At 75.0% G+C, this 22803-nt stretch carries 22 protein-coding genes and 1 tRNA gene; 7 read left to right on the top strand and 16 right to left on the bottom strand.

The genetic code is table 11. The annotated features are described in order from the left end of the window. Position 1 precedes the first annotated feature (1 nt). The 5 genes from O2W15_RS04160 to rarD form a co-directional block, all read right to left on the bottom strand. On the bottom strand, positions 2 to 898 hold the full coding sequence (locus O2W15_RS04160; protein WP_269161471.1) for an ABC transporter permease: 897 nt from the start codon (positions 896 to 898) through the stop codon (positions 2 to 4). Then, positions 895 to 3738 carry an alpha/beta fold hydrolase gene (locus tag O2W15_RS04165; protein ID WP_269178477.1) on the bottom strand — a complete coding sequence of 948 codons (2844 nt, stop codon included), beginning with the start codon at positions 3736 to 3738 and terminating at the stop codon, positions 895 to 897. Before O2W15_RS04165 ends, O2W15_RS04160 begins: the two co-directional genes overlap by 4 nt. 59 nt (positions 3739 to 3797) lie before the next feature. Next, positions 3798 to 5138 carry a LytR C-terminal domain-containing protein gene (locus O2W15_RS04170; RefSeq protein ID WP_269178478.1) on the bottom strand — a complete coding sequence of 447 codons (1341 nt, stop codon included), beginning with the start codon at positions 5136 to 5138 and terminating at the stop codon, positions 3798 to 3800. 182 nt (positions 5139 to 5320) lie between these two features. Next, positions 5321 to 5722 (bottom strand): DUF3263 domain-containing protein, encoded by a 402-nt coding sequence (locus tag O2W15_RS04175; protein WP_269161468.1) that lies wholly within the window; start codon positions 5720 to 5722, stop codon positions 5321 to 5323. A gap of 133 nt (positions 5723 to 5855) precedes the next feature. Then, positions 5856 to 6767 (bottom strand): EamA family transporter RarD, encoded by a 912-nt coding sequence (rarD, locus tag O2W15_RS04180; protein ID WP_269178479.1) that lies wholly within the window; start codon positions 6765 to 6767, stop codon positions 5856 to 5858. Between the two features lie 97 nt (positions 6768 to 6864). Here rarD and O2W15_RS04185 point away from each other — a divergent pair, with 97 nt between their 5' ends. Continuing rightward, positions 6865 to 7263, top strand: a complete 399-nt coding sequence (locus O2W15_RS04185) for a DUF5313 family protein (protein WP_052090981.1) — start codon at positions 6865 to 6867, stop codon at positions 7261 to 7263. Positions 7264 to 7323: 60 nt separating this feature from the next. Here O2W15_RS04185 and O2W15_RS04190 read toward each other — a convergent pair whose 3' ends face one another. From O2W15_RS04190 to O2W15_RS04200, 3 genes are all read right to left on the bottom strand, one after another. Beyond that, positions 7324 to 7533, bottom strand: coding sequence for a dodecin (locus O2W15_RS04190; protein ID WP_036334618.1), 210 nt, complete (start codon positions 7531 to 7533; stop codon positions 7324 to 7326). Between the two features lie 82 nt (positions 7534 to 7615). Further along, a tRNA-Thr gene (locus O2W15_RS04195) sits at positions 7616 to 7690 on the bottom strand. A 79-nt stretch (positions 7691 to 7769) separates the two neighbouring features. After that, a complete protein-coding gene (locus O2W15_RS04200; RefSeq protein ID WP_269178480.1) occupies positions 7770 to 8417 on the bottom strand; it encodes a hypothetical protein in 648 nt (215 codons plus the stop codon). 219 nt (positions 8418 to 8636) lie between these two features. Here O2W15_RS04200 and O2W15_RS04205 point away from each other — a divergent pair, with 219 nt between their 5' ends. Then, on the top strand, positions 8637 to 10136 hold the full coding sequence (locus tag O2W15_RS04205) for a S1C family serine protease (protein WP_269178481.1): 1500 nt from the start codon (positions 8637 to 8639) through the stop codon (positions 10134 to 10136). A 131-nt stretch (positions 10137 to 10267) separates the two neighbouring features. Continuing rightward, positions 10268 to 11548: a DUF445 domain-containing protein gene (locus O2W15_RS04210; RefSeq protein ID WP_269161464.1), complete on the top strand. Its 1281-nt coding sequence runs from the start codon at positions 10268 to 10270 to the stop codon at positions 11546 to 11548. A gap of 9 nt (positions 11549 to 11557) precedes the next feature. Here the strand turns inward: O2W15_RS04210 and O2W15_RS04215 are convergent, their stop codons facing one another. Genes O2W15_RS04215 through O2W15_RS04240 form a run of 6 tightly spaced genes read right to left on the bottom strand, consistent with a single transcriptional unit; the run spans position 11558 to position 16022 of the window. Beyond that, complete coding sequence (locus O2W15_RS04215; protein ID WP_269178482.1) at positions 11558 to 11974, bottom strand: cupin domain-containing protein; 417 nt, start codon at positions 11972 to 11974, stop codon at positions 11558 to 11560. Continuing rightward, a complete protein-coding gene (gene rlmB, locus O2W15_RS04220) occupies positions 11971 to 12933 on the bottom strand; it encodes a 23S rRNA (guanosine(2251)-2'-O)-methyltransferase RlmB (protein WP_269161462.1) in 963 nt (320 codons plus the stop codon). Before rlmB ends, O2W15_RS04215 begins: the two co-directional genes overlap by 4 nt. Then, the gene (gene cysS, locus O2W15_RS04225; protein ID WP_269161461.1) at positions 12933 to 14333 is read right to left on the bottom strand and encodes a cysteine--tRNA ligase; all 1401 of its coding nucleotides are present in this window, start codon (positions 14331 to 14333) and stop codon (positions 12933 to 12935) included. Before cysS ends, rlmB begins: the two co-directional genes overlap by 1 nt. Continuing rightward, the gene (gene ispF / locus O2W15_RS04230; protein WP_269178483.1) at positions 14330 to 14839 is read right to left on the bottom strand and encodes a 2-C-methyl-D-erythritol 2,4-cyclodiphosphate synthase; all 510 of its coding nucleotides are present in this window, start codon (positions 14837 to 14839) and stop codon (positions 14330 to 14332) included. The genes cysS and ispF overlap by 4 nt, the downstream gene beginning before the upstream one ends. Next, entirely contained in the window at positions 14836 to 15501 is a 666-nt protein-coding gene (gene ispD, locus O2W15_RS04235) for a 2-C-methyl-D-erythritol 4-phosphate cytidylyltransferase (RefSeq protein WP_269161459.1), read from the bottom strand. Before ispD ends, ispF begins: the two co-directional genes overlap by 4 nt. Before the next feature lie 38 nt (positions 15502 to 15539). Next, positions 15540 to 16022, bottom strand: a complete 483-nt coding sequence (locus tag O2W15_RS04240) for a CarD family transcriptional regulator (RefSeq protein WP_036334607.1) — start codon at positions 16020 to 16022, stop codon at positions 15540 to 15542. Positions 16023 to 16152: 130 nt separating this feature from the next. Here O2W15_RS04240 and O2W15_RS04245 point away from each other — a divergent pair, with 130 nt between their 5' ends. Beyond that, positions 16153 to 17013, top strand: coding sequence for a UbiA family prenyltransferase (locus O2W15_RS04245; protein WP_269178484.1), 861 nt, complete (start codon positions 16153 to 16155; stop codon positions 17011 to 17013). Positions 17014 to 17053: 40 nt separating this feature from the next. On the opposite strand, the gene O2W15_RS04250 is transcribed toward O2W15_RS04245, so the two are convergent. Further along, the gene (locus O2W15_RS04250; RefSeq protein ID WP_269178485.1) at positions 17054 to 18619 is read right to left on the bottom strand and encodes a cryptochrome/photolyase family protein; all 1566 of its coding nucleotides are present in this window, start codon (positions 18617 to 18619) and stop codon (positions 17054 to 17056) included. 102 nt (positions 18620 to 18721) lie between these two features. Here O2W15_RS04250 and O2W15_RS04255 point away from each other — a divergent pair, with 102 nt between their 5' ends. The 3 genes from O2W15_RS04255 to disA all read left to right on the top strand — a co-directional run bounded on the left by O2W15_RS04255 (position 18722) and on the right by disA (position 21976). Next, on the top strand, positions 18722 to 19366 hold the full coding sequence (locus O2W15_RS04255; RefSeq protein ID WP_269178486.1) for a copper chaperone PCu(A)C: 645 nt from the start codon (positions 18722 to 18724) through the stop codon (positions 19364 to 19366). Between the two features lie 47 nt (positions 19367 to 19413). Then, a complete protein-coding gene (gene radA / locus O2W15_RS04260) occupies positions 19414 to 20781 on the top strand; it encodes a DNA repair protein RadA (RefSeq protein WP_269178487.1) in 1368 nt (455 codons plus the stop codon). Positions 20782 to 20893: 112 nt separating this feature from the next. Then, the gene (gene disA, locus O2W15_RS04265; protein ID WP_036334601.1) at positions 20894 to 21976 is read left to right on the top strand and encodes a DNA integrity scanning diadenylate cyclase DisA; all 1083 of its coding nucleotides are present in this window, start codon (positions 20894 to 20896) and stop codon (positions 21974 to 21976) included. A gap of 28 nt (positions 21977 to 22004) precedes the next feature. On the opposite strand, the gene O2W15_RS04270 is transcribed toward disA, so the two are convergent. Further along, positions 22005 to 22715 carry a MucR family transcriptional regulator gene (locus O2W15_RS04270; RefSeq protein WP_269161454.1) on the bottom strand — a complete coding sequence of 237 codons (711 nt, stop codon included), beginning with the start codon at positions 22713 to 22715 and terminating at the stop codon, positions 22005 to 22007. Between the last annotated feature and the right edge of the window lie 88 nt (positions 22716 to 22803).

Below are 22803 nucleotides of genomic sequence, written 5' to 3' on the forward strand. Positions count from 1 at the left end.
CTCAGGAGGTGACGTCCTTGCGGGCGAAGTGCCGGAAGGCCAGCGCGGTGAAGACGGCCGAGTAGACCAGCCCCTGGACCACGCCGCGGAACAGGTCGCCGGAGTCGACCGGGGTCTGCAGCAGGTCGGTCCAGGCGTAGTTGAACGCGGTCGGGAACCAGTCGCGGATCCCGCCCAGCTGCTCGACCTGCTCCAGCACGGCGAACACGACCGTGCTGAACACCGCCCCGCCGACCGCGGCCAGCGGCGCGTCGGTGACCGTGGAGAGCCAGAACGCCAGCGTGCCCACCACGAGCAGGTGCACGGCGAGGTACCCGACCATCCCGGCCAGCCGGAGCAGCGCCGTCCCCTGGTCCAGCGCGACCCCGATCGGGGTCTGCACGTCGCCGAAGCCGAAGGCGATCCCGCCGGCGACCACCGCGACCACCACGAGCAGCACCATCGCGCCGACCGACAGGACGAGGGCGGCCAGCCACTTCTGCCGCAGCAGCCGGGCCCGCGGCACGGGTGTGGCGAGGGCGTAGCGGAGCGATCCCCAGGAGGCCTCGCTGGCCACGGTGTCGCCGAAGAACAGCGCGAAGACGACGACCAGGAAGAAGCCGGTGGTGGCGAAGAGGGTGAACAGGGTGAGGTTCAGCCCGCTCGCCGAGGCGACGTCCACCAGGTTGATCCGGCTGTTCTCCTCCGCCTCCTCGGTGCCGCCCAGCTGCAGGGCCCCGATGAGGATCAGCGGCAGCGCGGCCATCAGCGCGAAGACGCCGAGGGTGCGGCGGCGCTTGAACTGACGGCGCAGCTCGACGCCCAGCCGCAGCGTCCGCTCCGGCCGGTACCCGGCCGCCGCCCCCGTGGCCTGCGGGGCGGGCGCGGTGGCCCCGACCCTGGTCGTGTCCGTGCTCATGACTCCCCCACCAGTGACAGGAACGCGTCCTCCAGCCGGCGGCGCGGGGTGAGCTGGTCGACCCCGATGCCGGCCTCGACCAGCGCGGTCAGCGCGGTCGCGCGGGTCGTCGGGCCGAGGTCGACGACCAGGCCCTCCGAGCTCCGCTCCACCTCGCCGACCCCGGGCAGCCCGGCCAGGACGGCGACCGCCCGGTCGGTGTCGGCCGGGTCGGCGAGCCCGACCAGCACCGCTCCCCCGGTTCCGACGATCTCCTCGACCGTGCCCTGGACGATCTTCTGTCCCTTGGCCATGACCACGACGTGGCTGCAGGTCTGCTCGATCTCCGACAGCAGGTGGCTGGAGATGATCACCGTGCGACCGGTCTCCGCGTAGGACCGGAGCACGTCGCGCATCGCGTGGATCTGCGGCGGGTCCAGCCCGTTGGTGGGCTCGTCGAGCACCAGCAGGTCGGGGAGGCCGAGCATCGCCTGGGCGATCGCCACCCGCTGCCGCATGCCCTGGCTGTAGCTGCGCACCCGCTTGTCCAGGGCCGCGCCCAGCCCGGCGATCTCGATCGCCTCCTCCATGTGCGCGTCGGCCGGCGGACGGCCGGTGGCGGCCCAGTAGAGGGTGAGGTTGTCCCGCCCGCTCAGGTGCGGTTGCAGGCCGGTGCCCTCCACGAACGACCCCAGCCGGGAGAGCACGGGGGCGCCCGGACCGGCGGCGTGGCCGAACACCTCGATCCGCCCCTCGGTCGGGCGGATCAGGCCCATGAGCATCCGCAGCGACGTCGTCTTCCCCGCCCCGTTGGGGCCGAGCAGGCCGAGCACCTGGCCGCGGCGCACCTCGAAGGAGAGGTCGCGGACGGCGACGAACCCGTCCCCGTAGGCCTTGGTCACCCCTTCGAAGCGCAGCGGCACGTCCTCCCCGTCGGGCGCGGAGACCGACACGCGCCGGCGCCGGCGGCGGCCGAGCAGGACGGCGGCCAGCCAGCCCAGCAGCCCGAGGACGGCGAGGACGGCGAGGAGCACCCACCAGCGGGCCGAGCCGGCGGTGGCCTGCACCTCGCCGGGCACCACCGGCGCGGCCAGGGCCGCCCCCTCGGCCAGCCCGACCGTCGACACCTCCGACGACGCGGGCAGCGCGTACGCCTGGTCGGTGGAGGAGACGACCACGCGCATGGTGTGGCCGGCCTCGAACCGGTGGACGATCGCCGGCAGCGTCACCGGCACCTCGGTCGGGGCGGCCGGGTCCGTGGAGATCCCGGTCAGCTCCAGCGGCGCGACCAGTCCGCTGGGCAGGGTCGTCGTGCCGTCGGGGGCGACGTCGTAGAGCTTGGCGAACATCGTCGCCGTCCCGTCCGGCGCCGACACGGCGAGGGTGGTGGTCGGCGCCCCGACCACCTCGAGAGCCTCGGTGAGCTCCAGGCTCGCGAAGGCGGCGAACTGCCCCGGGATCTCCAGCGTGGTCCCGGCGAGCGCGGCGCCGACAGAGCCGAGGCCGGGGATGGTGGTGAGCGCGGCCGGGCTGCCGCCGGCCGGCGTGACCACCGGCTGGGTGGGGCCGGCCAGCTCGACCGCCCGGCTCTCGACGGGCTCGCCGTCGGCCAGGCCGGGGTACTCGTCGACGGAGACCGTCTGCGAGCCGCCCTGGACCCGCCCGACCCCGCTGCCCAGGCCGGTGGGGGCCGGGTAGCGGAAACCGCCGGTGTCGCCGTCGGCGCCGGCGAGGTGGACCTCGAACCAGTCGGCGACCTCGTCCCGCAGCTCCGCGGTGACCCGGCTGGAGGGCGAGGCGTCGTGGCCGCCGGCGAACCAGACCATCCGCACGTCGGTGCCGGTGGCGGCGATCCCCCGGGCGTTGGCGTCGGCCTCGCCCAGCCCGAACAGCGAGTCCTGGGTGCCCTGCAGGAGCAGCGTGGGGGCGGTGATCCGGTCGAGCACGCCCGCCGGGCTGCTCCGCTCCAGGACAGCGGCGACCTCGGGGGTGAGCTCGCCGGTCGAGGCCGCGGTCTCGTAGGCCGCGCAGATGTCGGCCCGGAAGCGCCCGCAGGTCAGCGCCTGCACGGCGGCCGGGTCGAGGTCGTCGGCCAGGGACGCGGCACCGTCGCCGCCGGCCCCGGGGCGCCCGTCACCGGTGGGCAGCGATCCGCTGCCGAAGAACAACCCGGCCCAGGTCCGCTTGAACACCCCGGCGTCGTCGGTGCGCGGCACGGCGGCGGGGGTCCCGGCGTCGGCGACGACGGCGGCCTGGTCGGGGAAGAACGCCGTGGTCAGCGAGTTCCAGGTGATCTGCGGCGCGATCGCGTCGATCCGCTCGTCGTAGGCGGCCGCCAGCAGGGAGACCGCGCCACCGTAGGAGGCGCCGGCGACGCCCACCCGCGGGTCACCGGCGGCGTCGAGGACGACGTCGTCCCGCGTCGCGAGCAGGTCGATCAGGGTGCTGACGTCGGCCACCTCGTAGCGCGGGTCGTTGAGGCCGATCTGCCCGCTGCTGGTGCCGAAGCCCCGCGCGGACCAGGTGAGCACCACGAACCCGCGGCGGGCCAGCACGCGCGCGTCGGCCGCGACCGACTGCTTGCTGCCGCCGAAGCCGTGGGCCAGGAGGACGGCCGGCGCGGGGCCGGCGGTGTCGGGCAGGTACAGCGTGGTGTCCAGCTCCACGGCGTCGGCGCCCGCACCGGAGGGGACGCGCGCCTCCTCGGTGGTCACGGCCTCGGCGGCCCGGGCAGGCTGGTCGGTGCCGGCGAGGACGACGGTGAGAACGGGCAGGGCGAGCAGGAGGACGATCAGGGCGGCGAGCACCGGCTGGGCGCCGAGGCGCGAGCCGATCCGCGCCGGCCCGGGAGCGGTGCGCACGTGGGCGGCAACGGACGGCGCCGTCTCCTGGTTCCGCGAGCCGGCCAGGGACCGGCGGGTCAGGGCCGCCAGTTGCCGGTGGCGACCACGACGAGGCCGGGCTCGGCCACGCCGGGCACCTCGAAGTAGCGCGCGACGGGGCCGCTGACGTCGGGGAACTGCTCGACCAGCTGGGCCGCGGCCTGCTGCTGCACCGTGTCGCCCTCGCTGTAGTACACAGTGGTGGTCGCCACGTCGCTGACCGGTGAGCCCGCGGTGCCGATCACCTCCCAGCCGTTCGCGCTGAACTGCTCGCCCACGTCGGCCGCCAGCCCGGTGATGGTGGTGCTGTTCAGCACCGTGACCGGTGCGAACACCGGCCCCACCGGCGTCTCGGCCGCCACCTCCGCCGGCGGCGCGCTCTCCTGTACCGGGGCGACGGCGGGCGCCGGCTCGCTGGCGGTGGGCAGCGGGGTCTGTGCGGAGGTCTCCGCGGTACCGGGTCCGGTGAACGACCAGACGCCCAGCACGACGAGCGCGAGGACGACGACGGCGAGCAGGCCCTGCACGCCCCGGCGCGGTCCCCGCGGGACCTCGTCGGGGTGCACCTCCACACGGCCGGGACCGGACCGGGCCGGCGCGGCCTCCGGACCGGCCGGCGGAGCACTGCGCCGGCCGTCCTTCTTCCGCGCCGCCTCGGCCGCCTGCCGCTCCAGCCGGGCCGCGGCCCGACCACCCACCGGGACGTCGACGGCCCGCCGCGAAGGAGTGGACGCCGGCCCCGGGCCCGTCTCGGGCTCGGCTCGGGGGGTGCGGACGTCGGCGCGCCGGGGCACGGCCGGGGTGGGCGTGGGTGTCCGCCCGGCGGCGCTGCTCCCCCGCGCGGGCAGCAGCGGCTCACGCAGCGGAGCCACGGGCGCTGCCGGGGTGGCCACGGAGGCGCCCCAGGCCGACTCGGCCGGCACCGAGCCGGAGACGCGCTGGGTGAGGTCCGGCAGTGGTGCGCTGGGCTCGGCCGCCCAGCTCGGCATGCCCGTCGTCATCGGGGCCACGGTCGAGCCGGTGGACTCCGCACGCCGGCCACCCGACGGCGGAGGCGCGGGGCGGGCGGCCGGCGGCGCGGTGCGGGGCTCCAAGGCGGGCGCGCCCGGCGAGGAGCTGAGCGGGACGGGCGCGGCCGGCGTGGCGGCGGTCAACGGGCCGGAGACCGGCGGCATCGGCCGCGGTGCGGGGGTCCGGGGGCCGGCGACCGCAGGGCGCTCCCCGGCGGTGGCCGGAGGGGCCTGGTCCGTGCGTCGCCGGCCACCGACGGGGGGCGGCGCGCTGGGCCGGCCGGCCGGCCGGCGGAGCAACGGGTCCTCGCCCGCCGGCAGCAGGCCCTCGCGCCGGCGCTCGGCCCGGCTCTGCCGGGGCAGCGTCATCGCCGCGTCGCTGTCGGGCGCGGGCCGCTGGGGCGCGCGTGGGGTCACCGAGCGGGGAGCCGCCTCGGACGGACGCGCGGACTCGACGGGCGGGTCGGTGCGTCGACGCCCCGGGCTCGGGGTCGCCTCGGACGGACTTCCCTCACCGAACGGCGCCACATGCCTCCCCACAGTGAGACAGGCTAGTCGCGACGGAGGTCCGTGCCCAGGACCCTGCCGGAGCGCTGACGCTGCCGCCCGGCGCGCATCCGGCGCAGCCGACGCACCAGCAGCGGGTCGACGACGAGGGCCTCCGGACGGTCGATCAGGGCGTTGAGCACCTGGTAGTAGCGGGTGGACGTCATTCCGAAGCGCTCCCGGATGGCGGCTTCCTTGGCGCCCGGGAAGCGCCACCACTGACGTTCGAAGGCCAGGATCTCCCGTTCCCGAGCGGGCAGACCCGCAACCGTGTCGTCCCCAGGCGTCCCGTCCGTCACAGCAGCCCCGTCCGCTGCGGTCGCCTGCGCCGTCCCGGGCTCGGTCCCGACCACCGCCGTGCGCTCGTCCGCCGTCGGCCCGACGGGCTGCACGGGGTCGTCGCTCATGGTCGTGCCTCCGAGGGAAGGGCGTCGGCCAGGCGCACCTGGCCCCGGGTTCCGGACCCCGTCGACGGTAGCCGCGTGGCAGCCGCTCCGGAGCGGCTGCGACCCGGGCGCGTCGGCATCCCGTGGAGAGCGGTCAGACGCCGGCCGGCAGGGGCGGGGCGGCCCGCCGGTTGCTGTGCGCGTTGCGCAGCATGTCGGCGGTGAAGACGGCCAGCGCGAGCCAGACGACGGCGAAGCCCACGAGCCGGGCCGGCGGCATCGGCTCGTGGTAGACGAAGACGCCGATGGCCAGCTGGATCAGCGGCGTGACGTACTGCAGCAGGCCGACCGTCGACAGCGGCACCCGGCGGGTGGCGGCGGCGAACAGCAGCAGCGGGACGGCGGTGGCCAGGCCCGAGCTGGCCAGCAGCAGCCCGTTCCCCACGCCCGCCGTCCCGAAGGCGGCCTCGCCCTGGGCGCCCAGCACGCCGATGACGGCCAGCGCGGGGAGGAACACGACCGCCGTCTCCACGAACAGGCCAGGCGCGGCATCGACCCGGACCAGCTTCTTCATCAGGCCGTAGAGGCCGAAGCTCACGGCCAGGGCGAGGGAGATCCACGGCGGGTGGCCGTAGTCGACGGTCAGCACGAGGACCGCCACCACGGCGATGGCGACGGCGAGCCACTGCAGCCGGCGCAGCCGCTCCCGGAAGAACACCACCCCGAACAGGACGCTGACCAGTGGGTTGATGAAGTACCCCAGCGACGCCTCGACCACGTGCCCGGAGTTGACCGCGTAGACGTAGACCAGCCAGTTCACCGCGATCAGCACGGCGGCGACCGCCAGCACCAGCAGCGCCCGCCGGTCGGTGACGACGGAGCGCACCTGGCTCCAGCCCCGCCGGACGGTGAGCAGGAGCCCCACGAACAGCAGCGACCAGACCACCCGGTGCGCGACGATCTCCAGCCCGCCGGCCGGCTCGAGCAGGGGGAAGTAGAGCGGGAAGACCCCCCACAGGGCGTAGGCGCCGAGGCCGGCCCCCACCCCCACACGCCGTTCGTCCACCGGCGCACCGTACGCCCGCCCACCACCGGGTCCGCAGCGGTGGGACCCACCCGGACCACCGCCCTCCTCCGTCCGCCGCAGGCCTACCGTGGGCGACGTGCACGCGGGACGCCCCAACCCGGCCCAGTGGCTCTGGTACGCCTACGGCGGCGGGCTGCCACCCTCGCTGTCGGACTGGGTCCTCGACGACACCACCCGGCGCAGCTGGGTGTGGCGGCACCTGGCCCGCGCCCTGGTGCAGCTCGCCCCGGTCCTCCTGCTGTGCCTGCTGGTCCCGCCCGTGCCCTTCGACATCCGGCTCACCGCGACCCTGGGCGGGGTGGTCATCGGGCTGCTGTTCTCGGTGGCCTACATGACCGAGACGACCGAGCACCGCGCGGTCAAGGCCGGCTGGCCGCCGGGGACGACGGCCGCGCGCCGCGCCGAACGGGCCGAGCGGGAGCGGATCGAGCGCCAGGCCCGGTACCGCTCCGGCGGCGCGGGCAGCTACGACTAATGAGAGACCCCGTCCGGGGGCGCGCGGTGCAGGGCGAGGACGTCGCCCTGACCTGAGCCGCTAGTCCTCGACGCGGAACCCGATCTTCATCGTCACCTGGAAGTAGGCGACGTCGCCGTCGACGACCTGGCCGCGGATCTCCTGGGTCTGGAACCACTCGATGTGGCGGACCGTCTCCGAGGCCTTGCGCACCGCCGTGCGGATGGCGTCGTCGACGCTGGTGGTAGAGCTGCCGACGATCTCGCTCAGCCGGTACACGTGGTCGCTCACGACGGGACTCCTCGACGCCGACTGCCCGGACGGCAGCGCTCGGCCCCGACCCTGGCACGCCCCGGCGCGGCCCGCGAGCGGGTGGAGCCCCATGTCCGGATTGAACGGACGACCTTCCGCTTACAAGGCGGGTGCTCTACCACTGAGCTAATGGGGCGACGCGCTGACGGGCGCCGCAGAGCAGGCTACCGGGGGCGGGTCGGGGCCAGCGGTGACCGTTCCACCCGGTCGGTCGTTCAGGCGGCGTCGTAGCCTGCCGTGGGGTCCCCGGAGACGTACTCCGCCGGGTCGCTGTCGACGGTCGCCCCGGTGCTGAGCCACCGGGCGAACCCCTCGGGGTCGCGGCGCTCCAGCTCGTCCAGCGCCTCCTGACGGCGGCGCACCAGCTCCTGCCGGGCCACCGGCTCGCGGGTCTCGGCCAGCGCCGCCGAGGTGCGCACCCACTCCCGGCCCAGCGCCGGCACCGACAGCGCCCGCACCCACCCGTCGTCGGCGGCCAGCGGCAGCACGACGGCCGGAGCGGCCCGCCGGTCGGCCCGCACCCGCCGCACCGCCCACCGGACGAGCAGCACCAGCACCCCGGTGGCCGCCAGCAACACCGTCATCGCTCCGCCGGCCAGCACGGCGCAGCCGCTGAGCACGAGCAGCACGGCGACGGTGACGACGGCACTGCGCCAGGCGGCGTCGACGGCCGCCTGCCGCGGGTCCCGGACCGCCGCGTCCCGGGCGATGCCCGCACCGAGGCAGGCGGCGACGCCCGCGGCCAGCGCCACGGCGACCAGACCGGGCAGCCCGAGCGACACACCGCCGACCGCCGCCAGCGCACCGCCGACCAGCACGAACAGGCCCACGGCGGCGCGGGTGAGCAGGACGGGGAGGGGCACGGGTGACCTCCAGGCAGCGAGCAGGTGAGGGGTGTCGGCGGTCCCGTTCCCCGCACCGTGCTTGATCACCCCTGCCGACGGTGCGGCGCAGCCCCGGCCGCCGTCCCCCTGGCGAGCGACGTCCAGCTGATTCACAGCTCACCACCAGCCTCGGGCCAGTCCGAGGGAGCACAGTGGTGTCTTCGCGGCGGGGAGGTCCTGCCGTGAGGAGGGACTTCCGTGAGTGAGCAGAACCGTCCGGCCGACGAGACGGGCATCGGCACCGACCGCAGTGCCGGTTCCGGCTGGGCGCCACAGCAGAGCCGCCCGGCGTCCGCCCACCAGACCCCCGGCTCCGGGCAGCCCGTGAGCGCACCGACCGAGCAGTTCCCGACCGCCGGTGCCACCGAGCAGCCGTCGGCCACCGCACCGTTCGCGGCCGGCCCCGCCACGGCGCACCAGCCGTGGCCGCCGGCCGGCTACGGCACCGCCGGGTACCAGCGCACCCTGGGGGCGAGCGCACCGGCCGGTGCCGCACCCCCCGCCTTCCAGACCCAGACCTTCCCGACCCAGGCTCTCCCGCAGCCGGTCTACGGCCCGCAGCCGTTCCCGGCTGCGTCGTACGAGCCGGCGCGGCGGACCGGACGCTGGCGGCTGGGCGTCGCCGGTCTGGTCGCCGGTGCGCTGATCGGCGGTGGCGCCGGCGCCGGCGTGGTCGCGCTGAGCGACGTGGACGCCGTGGTCAGCGCCAGCGGGACGAGCGCGCAGCCCGTCGTCATCAAGGACGCCGAGAAGGCCACGAGCACGACGGCCGCTGCGGCCGCGGCGGCCCCCAGCGTGGTCACCCTGTACGTGAGCGCCGCCGCGGGCGCGGGATCGGGCTCCGGCGTCGTCCTGTCCGAGGACGGCTACGTGCTCACCAACAACCACGTGGTGAGCCTGGACAGCAGCACCGACGACGTGACCGTGCAGGTGCGCACCTCCGACGGGACGGTCTACGACGCCACCGTCGTCGGCACGGACCCGAGCAACGACCTCGCCGTGGTCAAGCTCTCCGACGCCGCCGGGCTCACCGCGGCGGTCTTCGCCGACTCCGAGGCCGTCCAGGTCGGCGACCTCGCGGTCGCCATCGGTGCGCCCCTGGGCCTGACCAACACGGTCACCGACGGGATCATCAGCGCCACCAACCGGGCCGTGCAGGCCGGGTCGACCCAGGACGAGAACACGGTGATCGACGCCCTGCAGACCGACGCGGCCATCAACCCGGGCAACTCCGGCGGTGCGCTGGTGAACGCCGACGGCGAGGTCATCGGCATCAACACCGCGATCGCGTCGGTCGCCAGCACCGGCCTGCCGGGCCAGGAGGCGACCAGCGGGAACATCGGCGTCGGGTTCGCCATCCCGTCGAACACCGCGCAGCGGATCGCCGAGCAGATCATCGACACCGGCTCGGCGACGCACGCCCTGCTCGGGGTCAGCGCCCGCACCGCGGCCGACGCCGGCTCCGCCGTGGGGCAGGGCGCCCAGGTGGCCACGGTCTCCGACGGCTCCGCCGCCGCCGACGCCGGCCTGCAGGCCGGTGACGTGATCACCGCGGTCGGCGACCGGCCGATCACGACCTCCACCGAGCTGACCGCCGCGATCCGCAGTGCCCAGCCCGGCGACGACGTCACGCTGACCGTCCGCCGCGGCGGGGACAGCAGCGAGGTAGAGGTCACCCTCGACGAGACCTCGGACTGAGGAAGGGTCCCTCTGCCCCCACGCAGAGGAGCCACCTCCCGTGACCGACGACCCCGGTGCCGCCCCCGCGGCCCCGGGGTCGTCGCACGTCCGGCGTGGGGTGCCGTGTGCCGACGCCTAGGCTCGGCCGGGTGCCCGGACCCCAGCTGACCACCCCGCTGGCCGAGTCGCTCGACGACCCCCAGCGCGCCCGCGACCTGGCCAAGATGAAACGGCTGGCCACCGGGCTGTTCGGGCTCGCCGCCCTGGTCTTCCTCGGCTGCGTGCTGCTGGGCGAGGAGGCGGGCAGCTGGGTCGGGTACGTCCGGGCCACCGCGGAGGCGTCCATGGTCGGCGCCCTGGCCGACTGGTTCGCCGTCACCGCACTGTTCCGGCACCCGCTGCGGCTGCCGATCCCGCACACCGCGATCATCCCGCGCAAGAAGGACCAGATCGGCACCAGCCTGGGCACCTTCGTCCGGGAGAACTTCCTGACCCGGGCGGTCGTCGACGAGCGGCTGGCCACCGTCGACGTCCCCGGCCGGCTGGGCGAGTTCCTGGCCGCCCCCGGTCGGGCCGAGCGGCTGGCCGGCGACGCCGGCGCCGCCCTCGGCGGGCTGACCGACCTGCTGAAGGACGACGAGCTGCAGCCCGCCGTGGCCGCCTTCGTCGACCGCAAGCTCCGGGAGACCCCCGCCGCACCGGCCGTGGCCCGCGGCATCGAGCTCGTCGTCGACGGCGACCGGCATCAGGAGGTGCTCTCCGCGGGGCTCACCGGACTGGCGAACTTCCTGGCCGACAACCGGCTGGTCTTCCGCACCCGGCTCGGCGACGCCTCCCCCGCCTGGGTGCCCGACTGGGTCGACGACCGGGTGTTCGACCGGGTGTTCGACCTGCTCCAGGGCTTCCTCGCCGAGGTGGGCGCGGACTCCCGGCACGAGCTGCGCCGCAGCTACGACAAGCGGCTGCGGGCCTACGTGCACACGCTGCGCACCGATCCGGAGGCCGCGGCCCGGGTCGAGCGGTTCAAGGAGGAGCTGCTGGACCACCCGGCGGTGCGCACCTGGTCGGGCTCGCTGTGGAGCACGGCGAAGAACGCCGTCGTCACCGCCGCCGCCGACCCGGACTCCGAGCTGCGGGCGCGGGTGGTCGGGCTGATCCGCTCCGGCGCGCAGCTGCTGCAGACCGACCCGACGGTGCGCGAACTGGTGCAGCGGCAGTCCCAGCGGGCCGCCGGGTACGCCGTCGAGCGGTTCTCCGGCGACGTCGCCGACCTGGTGGGCACCACCGTGGCCCGCTGGGACACCGAGGAGACCAGCCGGCGGATCGAGCTCCAGGTCGGCCGTGACCTGCAGTGGATCCGGGTGAACGGCACCGTCGTGGGCGGCCTGGCCGGCCTGGTGATCTACACCGTCGCCCAGCTGCTGGGCTGAGCCGGCCGCTCAGCCCAGCTGGAAGCCACTCCACCGGAAGCCCGGGGAGACCACGCAGCTGACCAGCACCTCGGTGCTCGCCGGCAGGGTGCGCTGCCACCGCCCGGCAGGCACCAGCACCTGGACCAGCTCCGGCCCCAGGGTCACCGCCGCCGCGACGTCGACGTCCGGGGTGTCGGCGAGCTGCAGCGTGAGCTCGCCCGGCCCGTGCCACAGCCAGAGCTCGTCGGCGTCGACCCGGTGCCAGGCGGAGTGCTCCCCCTCGGTCAGCAGGAAGACGATCGCCGTCGCCGCCGGCCGCTCGCCGGCGACGGCAGGGGACGTCCAGGTGCGCCGGTACCAGCCGCCCTCCGGGTGCGGCTCGAGCCCGAGCCGCACCGCCGTCCCCGGCCGGCCCTGCGCAGCAGGTCCGGCCGGTCCGGTCACCGGCGGGCGGAGGCCGCGGCGTACAGCGCGATCCCGGCCGCGACGCTGACGTTCAGCGACTCGGTGTCCTTGGTGATCGGGATGGACAGGACGACGTCGCAGCGCTCCCGGACCAGCCGGGACAGCCCGGTGCCCTCGGCCCCGACGACCAGAGCGATCGGGTCGGCGAAGCCGTCGTACTCGTGGATGCCCATGTCGCCGTCGGCAGCCAGGCCGACGGTCTGCAGGCCAGCCTCCTGGTACGAGGCCAGGCTGCGGCCCAGGTTGACGGCTCGGGCCACCCGCAGCCGGGCTGCCGCGCCGGCGCTGGTGCGCCAGGCCGAGCCGGTCATGCCCACCGCACGGCGCTCGGGCACGACGAGACCGTGGGCGTCGAAGGCCGCGGCCGAGCGGATGACCGCGCCCAGGTTGCGCGGGTCGGTGACGCCGTCCAGCGCCACGACCAGCGGCGGGCGGCCGGAGTCGCGGGCGATGTCGAGCAGGTCGTCCGGGTGCGCGTAGTCGTACGGCGGCACCATCAGGCCGATGCCCTGGTGCAGTGCGTGGTCGCTCATCCGGTCGAACTCGGCCTTGCCCACCTCGAGCAGCGGCAGCCCGCGGTCGGCGGCCAGCTGCACCGACTCGGCGATCCGCTCGTCGGTCCCGCCGCGGCTCGTGTCACCGGTGACGACGTAGAGCGCCGTCGCCGGGATGCTCGCCCGCAGCGCCTCCAGCACCGGGTTGCGGCCCAGCAGCAGCTCGGGGGCCTCGGCGTTGCGCCGCTGCACCCGCTGCCGGTTGTCCTGGCGGGCCGCAGCGGCCTTCGCCGCCTTGTACGCAGGGTGGTGCGGCCGGTCCGTGGCCTTCGGGGTGGCGCCCCGCCCGGCCAGCGACCGGCGGTTCTTGCCGCCGGTGCCGGTCGTCGCGGTCTTCTTGCCGGCGCCGGCCGAGCGGCCGCGCCGTTGACTGTTGCCGGCCATCAGGTCAGCTCCCATCGTGTGCCCTGGGGGGTGTCCTCGACCTGCACGCCCAGGGCGCCGAGCTGGTTCCGGATCGCGTCAGCTGACGCGTAGTCCTTGCGGGCCCGGGCCGCGGTGCGCTGCTCCAGCGCGAGCGCGACCAGGCCGTCGGTGGCCTCGGCCAGGCGGCGGTCGCCGCCGGCGTCGGCCCACTGCGGGTCGAGCGGGTCGAGGCCGAGCACGCCGAGCATCTCCCGGACCGCGCCCAGCGCGGCGGCGAGCGCCTCGTGGTCGTCGGCGGCGAGCGCGCTGTTGCCCTGGGTGACGACCTCGTGGACCACCGCGACGGCGGCGGGGGTGCTCAGGTCGTCGTCCAGGGCGGCGGTGAACTCGGTGGGCAGCACCGGCTTGCCGGCGTCGGCGCCCACCACCTCGGCCGCGCGCCGGACGAAGGACTCCAGCCGCCGGTAGGCGACCCCCGCCTCCTCCAGCGCCGGCTCGGTGAACTCGATCGTGCTGCGGTAGTGCGGGGCCACGAGGTAGTAGCGGAGCTCCACCGGGCGCACGCGCTGGACGACCTCGTCGACCAGCGCGGTGTTGCCCAGCGACTTGCTCATCTTCTCGCCGCCCATGGTGACCCAGCCGTTGTGCAGCCAGTAGCGGGCGAAGCCGTCACCGGCGGCCTGCGACTGGGCCCGCTCGTTCTCGTGGTGCGGGAAGCGCAGGTCCAGCCCGCCACCGTGGACGTCGAACTCCGCGCCGAGGTACTTCTCGGCCATCGCCGAGCACTCCAGGTGCCAGCCCGGGCGCCCGCGGCCCCAGGGGGTGGGCCAGGAGGCCGTGGCGGGGTCGCCGTCCTTGGCCGACTTCCACAGCGCGAAGTCGCGGGGGTCGCGCTTGCGCTCGTCGGTCTCGGTGTCCGCGGCCGGCTGCAGGTCGCCCAGCTTCTGGCCGGTCAGCTCGCCGTAGCCGGGGAAGGAGCGGACGTCGAAGTAGACGTCGCCGTCGACGTCGTAGGCGTGCCCACCGGCGATGAGCCGCTCGATCAGCTCGACCATCTCCGGCACGTGCCCGGTGGCCCGCGGCTCGTAGGTGGGCGGCAGCGTGCCCAGCACGTCGTACGCGCGGGTGGCGGCGCGCTCGTTCTCGTACGCCCAGGCCCACCACGGGACGCCGGCCGCCGCGGCCTTGGTGAGGATCTTGTCGTCGACGTCGGTGACGTTGCGGACGTAGGTGACCTCGTTGCCCTGGTGCAGCAGCCAGCGGCGCAGCACGTCGAAGGCGATCGCGAACCGGACGTGGCCGATGTGCGGCGGCCCCTGCACGGTCAGCCCACAGACGTACATGGAGACCCGTCCTGCACGCAGGGGCGTGAAGTCACGCACGGCACGCGCGGCCGTGTCGTGCAGGCGGAGGCTCACCGGATGGATTCTACGGGCGACCAGGCAGTGCTCCGGACCACGAGCGCCGTGGCCACCGCGGCCCGGCCCTCGCCGCGGCCGGTGAGCCCCAGCCCATCGGTCGTCGTCGCGGTGACGCTGACCGGTGCGCCGAGCACTGCGGTCAGCACACCCTCGGCCTCGGCCCGCCGCGGCCCCAACTTCGGGCTGTTCCCGATCAGCTGCACGGCGACGTTCCCGATCGTCCAGCCGGCGGCCGCCAGCGTCTCCCGGACATGCCCGAGCACCACGGCCCCGCGGGCCCCGGCCCAGCGCGGGTCGGCGGTGCCGAGCAGCCCGCCGATGTCGCCCAGGCCGGCGGCGGACAGCAGGGCGTCGGTGACCGCGTGGGCCACGACGTCGCCGTCGGAGTGCCCCGCGCAGCCGTCGACACCGGGCCACTCCAGCCCGGCCAGCCAGCAGGAACGGCCGGCCTCGATCGGGTGGACGTCGCTACCGATGCCCACCCGCGGCAGCGGAGAGGTCACCGGGTCACCTGCAACTCGGCCAGCGCAAGGTCGTGCGCGACGGTGATCTTGGCGGCGCGCTCGTCGCCGGCCACGGTGTGCACCGGGATCCCGGCGGCCCGGACCACCGAGGCGTCGTCGGTGAACTCGGCAGCGGTGCCGTGCGCGTGGGCGTAGGCGGCCACCAGGGTGGCCCGGTCGAAGCCCTGCGGGGTCTGCACCCGGCGCAGCGGGGCGCGGGGCACGTCGGCGGTCACCACGCCGTCGTCGTCCACGACCACGGTCGTGTCCACGACGGGCAGCACCGGGACGACGGCGCGGGCGCCCCCGGCCAGGGCGGCCAGCACCCGGGCGACGACGTCGGGCGGGGTCAGCGGCCGCGCCGCGTCGTGGACCAGCACCGTGTCGGCGTGCTCACGGGCGGCGCCGAGGGCGGCCCGGACCGACGCCGTGCGGGTGTCCCCGCCGACGACGACGTGCACGTCGTCGGGGAGGACGGCGGTGAAGGCCGCCTGCTGCGGCGCCGGGACGGCGACCACCACCTGCCCGACCCCGCCGGCACGCAGCGACTCGACCGCCCAGCAGACCAGCGGCCGGCCCGCGAGGGGCACCAGGGCCTTGGGCAGCTCTGCCCCCAGACGCAGACCACTCCCGGCCGCTGCGACGATGCCGACAGCGTGCACGGGAGTGGTCTGGGTGTCTCTGGGGTGTAGCTGGGTGATCAGGAAGCCAGGACCTCGTCGAGGAGGACCTCGGCCTTGTCCTCGTTGGTGCCCTCGGCGAGCGCGAGCTCGCTGACCAGGATCTGCCGGGCCTTGGAGAGCATGCGCTTCTCCCCGGCGGACAGGCCACGGTCCTTGTCACGACGCCAGAGGTCACGCACGACCTCGGCGACCTTGTTCACGTCACCGGAGGCCAGCTTCTCGAGGTTGGCCTTGTAGCGCCGCGACCAGTTGGTCGGCTCCTCGGTGTGCGGCGCCCGCAGCACCTCGAAGACCTTGTTCAGGCCCTCCTGGCCCACGACGTCGCGGACACCGACGATCTCGGCGTTGTCGGCCGGCACGCGGACGGTCAGGTCGCCCTGGGCGACCTTCAGCACGAGGTACGACTTCTCGACGCCCTTGATGGTGCGCTGCTCGATCGCCTCGATGAGCGCCGCGCCGTGGTGCGGGTAGACAACGGTCTCGCCAACAGTGAAGCCCATGTGTATGTGACCCCTTTCGCTCACACCAGGTTAGCACGAGAGAATGCGGTCCGGCTCGGCAGAGTGCTACAAAAGTGCTGGTCAGCGGCGTGATCGAGGTCGACACGGGGTTGACAGGGAGGTGGTCGGTGTGCAGTCGGAGGGTGCCGTGCGCCACCCCGGCCGGTTCGCGATCGCCGCGGCGATGGCCCGCGCGACCCACTTGGAACCGACGCTGGCGGTCACCACGGTCGCCGTCCTGCTCGCCGTCGCCGCCGACGTCCCCGCCGGCCGGACCGTGCTGGTCGGGGTCGCGGTGCTGGCCGGGCAGGCCGCCATCGGCTGGTGCAACGACTGGCTCGACGCCGACCGGGACCTCGCCGTCGGCCGGACCGACAAGCCGGTCGTCCAGGGGCTGCTGACCCCGGCGCTGCTGCGCCGGGCCACGGCGCTCGCCGTCGCCGTCGCCGTCGTCACGTCCCTGGCGCTGGGCGTCGTGCCCGGTCTCCTCCTCCTGGTGCTGGTCGCCAGCGGGCTGGCCTACGACGCCGGCCTCAAGCGCACCGCGCTGTCCCCGCTCCCCTACCTGACCGGCTTCGGCGCGCTGCCCGCCGGCGTGGTCGCCGCGGCGCCGGGCGGTCCCGGAGCACCGTGGTGGCTGATCGCGGCCGGGGCGGCGCTCGGCGGCGCGGCGCACGTCGCCAACGTGGCGCCCGACGTCGACGACGACCTGGCCACCGGCGTCCGCGGACTGCCGCACCGGGTCGGGGCGGTGCCCTCCGCGATCGCCGGCGCCGTGCTGCTCGGTGGCGCCACCCTGCTGCTGGTGCTGGGGCCACCCGGCCCGCCGGGCACGCTCGGGTGGCTGGCCTGCGCCCTCGCCGCGCCGGCCGTGGTCGTCGCCGCCCTCGCCGGCAGTCCCCGAGCGCGTCGGCTCGCCTTCCCGGCGGTGCTGCTGCTGACCGTGCTCGACGTCGCACTGCTGCTGGCCGGTGGGGCGGCGATCACCTGAGGGAGACCCCTCCTGCCCCCGCCCTGCAGGAGGGCCGCGGTCAGCGCGGGTCGGTGCCCCGGTCCCGCTCCTGCTCCACGACGGCGTCCAGGTCCTTGAGCCGCCCCAGACCGGACAGCGGCTGACGCATCCGCCGGTTCTCGGCCAACCGCTCCCGGTTGCGCTCCAGGAACGCCCAGTACCCGGCGGTGAAAGGGCAGGCGTCCTCACCGAGCCGCTTCTTCGGGTCGTACCGGCAGCCGCCGCAGTAGTCGCTCATCCGGTTGATGTACGCACCGCCCGCGGCGTAGGGCTTGGTCGCCAGCACGCCGCCGTCGGCGTGCTGGCTCATCCCGACGACGTTGGCCACCATCACCCAGTCGTAGCCGTCGACGAAGACCCGGTGGAACCAGTCGGTCATCGCCAGCGGCTCGATCCCGCGCTGCAGCGCGTAGTTGCCCAGCACCATCAGCCGCGGGATGTGGTGCACCCAGCCGCGCTCGCGCACGTCCCGGACCACGGAGGACAGGCAGTTGGCCCCCACGGCCTCGGCCTCCAGGTCACCCAGCCAGGGCGGCACCTCCTCGTGGGCGGCCAGCGCGTTGCCGTGCCGGTAGTCGCGTCCGAGCTGCCAGTAGAGGTGCCAGATCCAGTCCCGCCAGCCCATCACCTGCCGGACGAACCCCTCGACCGAGTTCAGCGGCAACGGGTCGCCGGTCGCCACCGAGTCGCGGTACGCCTGCTCGGCCCGGGCGACGACGTCCGCCGGGTCGACGAGCCCGAGGTTCAGCGACGCGGAGAGCATCGAGTGCGCCAGCCACGGGTCACCCGCCAGCATCGCGTCCTCGTGCGGGCCGAACGCACGCAGCCGGTGGGTGAGGAAGTCCGCGAGCCGCTCCTCGGTCTCGGCGTGCGTGACCGGGAACAGCCGCGGCCCGTCGTCCCCGACGAAGGCGACGTCGCCGTCGGCCGCCCAGCGGTCCAGGTCGGCGCGCACCTGCTCGTCGATCTCGTCCTCGACGGGCAGCCACGGCGGCGGGACGTCCACCCGCCCGTCGGCCGGTGCCGGCTCCCGGTTCTCGTGGTCGAGGTTCCAGGTGCCACCGGCCGGCTCCGCCCCGTCCATCAGGACGTCGTGCACCCGCCGGGCCACCCGGTAGAAGTCGTCCATCAGCAGGCGCTGCCGGGAACGGCCCTCCGCCCAGCGGCGGAAGTCGGCCTGCCGGGTCACGAAGCCCCGGGCCTCCAGCACCGTGACGCCGGGACGGCGGAGCACGAAGTCGCGCGCCGGCCAGGTGGTCGGCGCGCACACCGACAGGGGCTCCCGGACCCGGTCCAGCGCCTCGGCGTAGCTGTCGGTCTGCAGGGAGATCGCCTGGTCGCCGAGCTCGGCCGCACGGTGCCGGAGGGCCGACAGCAGCAGGTGCGCCTTCTGCCGGTGGAAGCGGCGGCGGCGGAAGACGCCCCGCGACTCGACGAGCAGCACGGGTTGGTCCGGCGCGTCGAGGAAGTGCGGCCCGAGCTGGTCGGCGAAGCACCAGCGGCGGGTGTCCGGGGCCTGAGCTGGGAAGTCGGCGAGCGCGGGGTCGCCGGACCCCGGGAGGTCGCCCACGCCACCTGTCGCCATGTCCCTCACCTCCCAGCGGACATCCTGGGGTGCCGGTTACGCTCAGCGCGACTCGTGCCACCGGCGTCCTCGGTGGCCGACACGTCTCTGGAGGTCGACGCTGTGAACCGCGCACCGCGCGCTGCCGTGATGGGCGCCCTGCTGCTCACCCCGATCGCGCTCACCGCCTGCAGCGCCGGTCAGGTCACGCAGACCTCGACCCAGGAGCCGAACGTCGGCAACCAGGCCGAACTGGAGGACGTGACGTTGCGGGCACTGTCGCTGCCCTACCCGACCGGCGGGCAGTACAGCAGCGGGAGCGACGCCCGACTGGTCGGTGCGATCGCCAGCACGGGCCGCGAGGACGACACCCTCGTGTCGATCGAGAGCGAGGCCTTCGACAGCGTCGAGGTGATCGACCCGGACGCTGCCGAACCGGCCGCCGACACCAGCGGCTCCGCCGACCTGGACCTGACCATCCCGCCGAACGGCATCCTGTACCTGAGCAGCGGCGACGGGCCCACGGTCGCGCTCGTCGGCCTCACCGAGGCCATCGGGCCGGGCCAGTCCATCGACGTGACCTTCACCTTCGAGGAGTCCGGCGAGATCACCGTCCCGGTCCCCGTCGGGGTGCCCACCCGCGACCTCCCGCGCGGCGAGGAGTTCGACTTCCACGGCGAGGAAGAGGTCGCCGGCGAGGAGGGCTCCGTCGAGGAGAGCTCCGGCCAGGAGGCCCGCGAGCAGGAGTCGGCCGACGAAGAGGGCTGACCCACGCCCCTCTCGGGACTGTCGTACCCCGCCGTCACCATGACGGCGTGCCAGCATCCGGTGTGAAGTCCTCCCGTCCCGCCCATCGCTGTTCCGAGTGCGGCTACGCCTCGGCGAAGTGGGTCGGTCGCTGCCCGGAGTGCCAGGCCTGGGGCAGCGTGCAGGAGGTCGGCACCGTCGGCTCCCCGCTGCGCGCCGTCTCCGCCGGCCCGGTCAGCGCCAAGGCGCGCCCGATCGGCCAGGTGGAGCTCGCCGGTGCCCGGGCCGTGCCCACCGGGATCACCGAGTTCGACCGTGTCCTCGGTGGCGGCCTGGTGCCCGGCGCGGTGCTGCTGGTGGCCGGCGAGCCCGGCGTCGGCAAGTCCACGCTGCTGCTGGAGGTCGCCCACCGGGTGGCCGCGGCCAACGGCCCGACGCTGGTCGTCTCCGGCGAGGAGTCCGCGGCGCAGGTCCGGCTCCGGGCCGAGCGGATCGGCGCCCTGCACGACCAGCTCTACCTGGCTGCGGAGACCGAGCTGTCCGCGGTGCTCGCCCACGTGGAGGACGTGAGCCCCACCCTGCTCGTGCTCGACAGCGTGCAGACCGTCCGGTCCCCCGCCGTCGACGGCACCGACGGTGGGGCCACCCAGGTGCGCGCGGTGGCCAGCGCCCTCAGCGCGGTGGCCAGGGCCCGCAACATGACCACCATCCTGGTCGGCCACGTCACCAAGGACGGCGCGATCGCCGGGCCGCGGGCACTCGAGCACCTGGTCGACGTGGTGGTCTCCTTCGACGGCGAGCGCCACTCGACGCTGCGCCTGGTGCGAGCCACCAAGAACCGGTTCGGCCCGGCCGACGAGATCGGCTGCTTCGAGATCGGCGACGGTGGTGTCGTCGGCGTCCCCGACCCGTCGCACCTGTTCGTCTCCCGGCGGTCCGCACCGGTGCCCGGCAGCTGCGTGACGGTGACGATGGAGGGCAGCCGGCCGTTGCTCGCCGAGGTGCAGGCCCTGGTGGCGACCGCCGGCGGTGGCGGTTCACCACGCCGCGCGGTCAGCGGGCTGGACTCCCAGCGGATCGCCATGATCAACGCCGTGGTCGAGCGCCGCGGCGGGGTCCGGCTGGCCGACGCCGACGTCTTCGCCGCCTCCGTCGGCGGCGTCCGGATCGCCGAGCCGGCTGCCGACCTGGCGCTGGCCCTGGCGATCGCCTCGGCCGCCAAGGACCGCCCGCTGCCCGCCGGCCTGGTCGCGATCGGCGAGGTCGGGCTGTCCGGGGAGATCCGGCGGGTGGGGGGCACCGGCCGGCGGCTGGCCGAGGCAGCGCGGCAGGGGTACACCGCCGCGCTGGTGCCGGTGGACTCCGGCCCCGCGCCCCGGGGGATGCGGCTGATCGAGGTGCCCGACCTGGGAGCGGCCTTCACCCGGCTGTGGTGACACAGCGCGACCGCCACCGGGCGAAAGCCCTGACGGGGGACCCGTGGTGACCGAGCTCGCCCCTCCGCCCCGTAGGATCAGCCGCCGTACCGCCCGACCGTCAGGAGCGTTCGTGTCCCCCGCTGTGGACCCCGAGGCCGCGTTGCGGGAACTGCTCGGCCGCATCGCCCCCGGTACCGCCCTCCGGGACGGTCTGGAGCGGATCCTGGCCGGTCGTACCGGAGCACTGATCGTCCTGGGCTACGACCGCGTCGTCGAGTCCCTCTGCACCGGCGGCTTCGCCCTGGACGTCGCACTGTCGGCCACCCGGCTCCGGGAGCTGGCCAAGATGGACGGCGCGGTGATCGTCTCCTACGACGGCACCCGGATCGTCCGGGCCGGTGTCCACCTGATGCCCGACCCGACGATCCCCACCGAGGAGTCCGGCACGCGGCACCGCACCGCCGAGCGCGTGGCACTGCAGACCGGGTTCCCGGTCATCTCCGTGAGCCAGTCGATGCACATCATCTCGGTGTACGTGGCCGGCCGGCGGTACACCCTCGAGCACCCCACGACCATCCTGGCGCGCGCCAACCAGGCCCTCGCCGCCCTCGAGCGCTACAAGCTCCGACTCGACGAGGTCGCGAGCACGCTGTCCGCGCTGGAGATCGAGGACCTCGTCACGGTCCGTGACGCGATGAGCGTCAGCCAGCGCCTGGAGATGGTGCGGCGGATCGCCGACGAGATCGAGGGCTTCGTCGTGGAGCTGGGCACCGACGGCCGGCTGCTCGCCCTGCAGTTGGACGAGATGCTCGCCGGCGTCGAGGAGGACCGCGGCCTGCTGGTCCGCGACTACCTCCCCAGCGTCCGCCGGAACCGCACCGGCGAGGAGGTGCTCGCCGACCTGCGCGCCCTGACGGCCACCGAGCTGCTCGACCTCTCCGCCGTCGCCCGCTGCTACGGCCTGCCGACCTCCCCCGACGCCCTGGACTCCCCGGTCAGCCCGCGCGGCTACCGGCTGCTGGCCCGGGTCCCCCGGCTGCCGGCGGGCATCATCGACCGGCTGGTCGCGCACTTCGGCGGGCTGCAGAAGCTCCTCGCCGCCACCATCGAGGACCTCCTGGCCGTGGAGGGCGTCGGCGAAGCGCGAGCGCGCGGCATCCGCGAGGGGCTGTCCCGGCTCGCCGAGACCTCCATCCTCGACCGCTACAGCTGACGAAGGACCCCGAGGGCAGGGGCCTTCCTCAGGTCAGGGTGAAGGTGGCGTCGGGGCTGGTCGCCGTGTCCAACCGGCCGCGCAGCCGGTAGTCCCCCGGTGCGGGCTGCACGCGCTCCGCGGTGCACCCCGGCGTGCTGCTCAGCCCACCCCACAACACCGGGAACACCACGGACTCCCCCGGCTGCAGCGTCCGCGGGTCCGTCGTCGCCTCCGGGAAGCAGTCGTTGCTCCCCCACACCCGGGTGCCCGACGCGTCGACCATGACGATCTCCTGCAGCCCCTTGTCCAGCGCACGGACGCAGGAGACCGGCGAGACGTTGGTGACCACCAGGTCGAACGTCGGCTTGCTGCCGACCGGGCTGCTGGCCGGGGTGGGCCGCACCTCGACGCCGATCATGTCGTTGCTGCAGGGCCCGCCGTCCACGGGCAGCGCCTCGGCCGGCGGCTCCTCGCCCCCCGGCTCCTCGTCCTGCCGCTCCGCGTCCTGCGGTTCCTCGGCAGGCTCGGCCGTCGGGAGCTGCACCGCCGCCAGCGACGGCACGACCTGCTCCAGGGCCGGCGCGGGCACCGACTCATCGCCCGCAGCGGTGACCACGGTGTCCTCGTCCGGCGACCCGGTGGCCACCGCGACCCCCAGCCAGCCCCCGCCACCGAGCACGCCCACCGCACAGCCGAGGACCAGCAGGCGCCGTCGCCAGTAGACGACATCGGGCAACGGGCCGACCGGGTGCAGCACGTCGGCGACGCTAACCGGCGGGCCGGTCGCCGGCAGCGCGCCACGCCCTGACCGGAGGGAGCCCGTCGCCCCGGCGCAGTCCTGGGTC

Origin of the sequence: Modestobacter sp. VKM Ac-2979 (assembly GCF_026967995.1) — a bacterium.
Lineage (GTDB): Bacteria > Actinomycetota > Actinomycetes > Mycobacteriales > Geodermatophilaceae > Modestobacter.

What these genes read in the sequence shown, in the direction of transcription:
- O2W15_RS04175 (WP_269161468.1), bottom strand. Translation starts at nt 5,722, where the DNA reads ATGAGCGACGACCCCGTGCAGCCCGTCGGGCCGACGGCGGACGAGCGC.
- O2W15_RS04170 (WP_269178478.1), bottom strand. Translation starts at nt 5,138, where the DNA reads ATGACGCTGCCCCGGCAGAGCCGGGCCGAGCGCCGGCGCGAGGGCCTG.
- O2W15_RS04240 (WP_036334607.1), bottom strand. Translation starts at nt 16,022, where the DNA reads ATGGGCTTCACTGTTGGCGAGACCGTTGTCTACCCGCACCACGGCGCG.
- rlmB (WP_269161462.1), bottom strand. Translation starts at nt 12,933, where the DNA reads ATGGCCGGCAACAGTCAACGGCGCGGCCGCTCGGCCGGCGCCGGCAAG.
- O2W15_RS04250 (WP_269178485.1), bottom strand. Translation starts at nt 18,619, where the DNA reads ATGGCGACAGGTGGCGTGGGCGACCTCCCGGGGTCCGGCGACCCCGCG.
- O2W15_RS04160 (WP_269161471.1), bottom strand. Translation starts at nt 898, where the DNA reads ATGAGCACGGACACGACCAGGGTCGGGGCCACCGCGCCCGCCCCGCAG.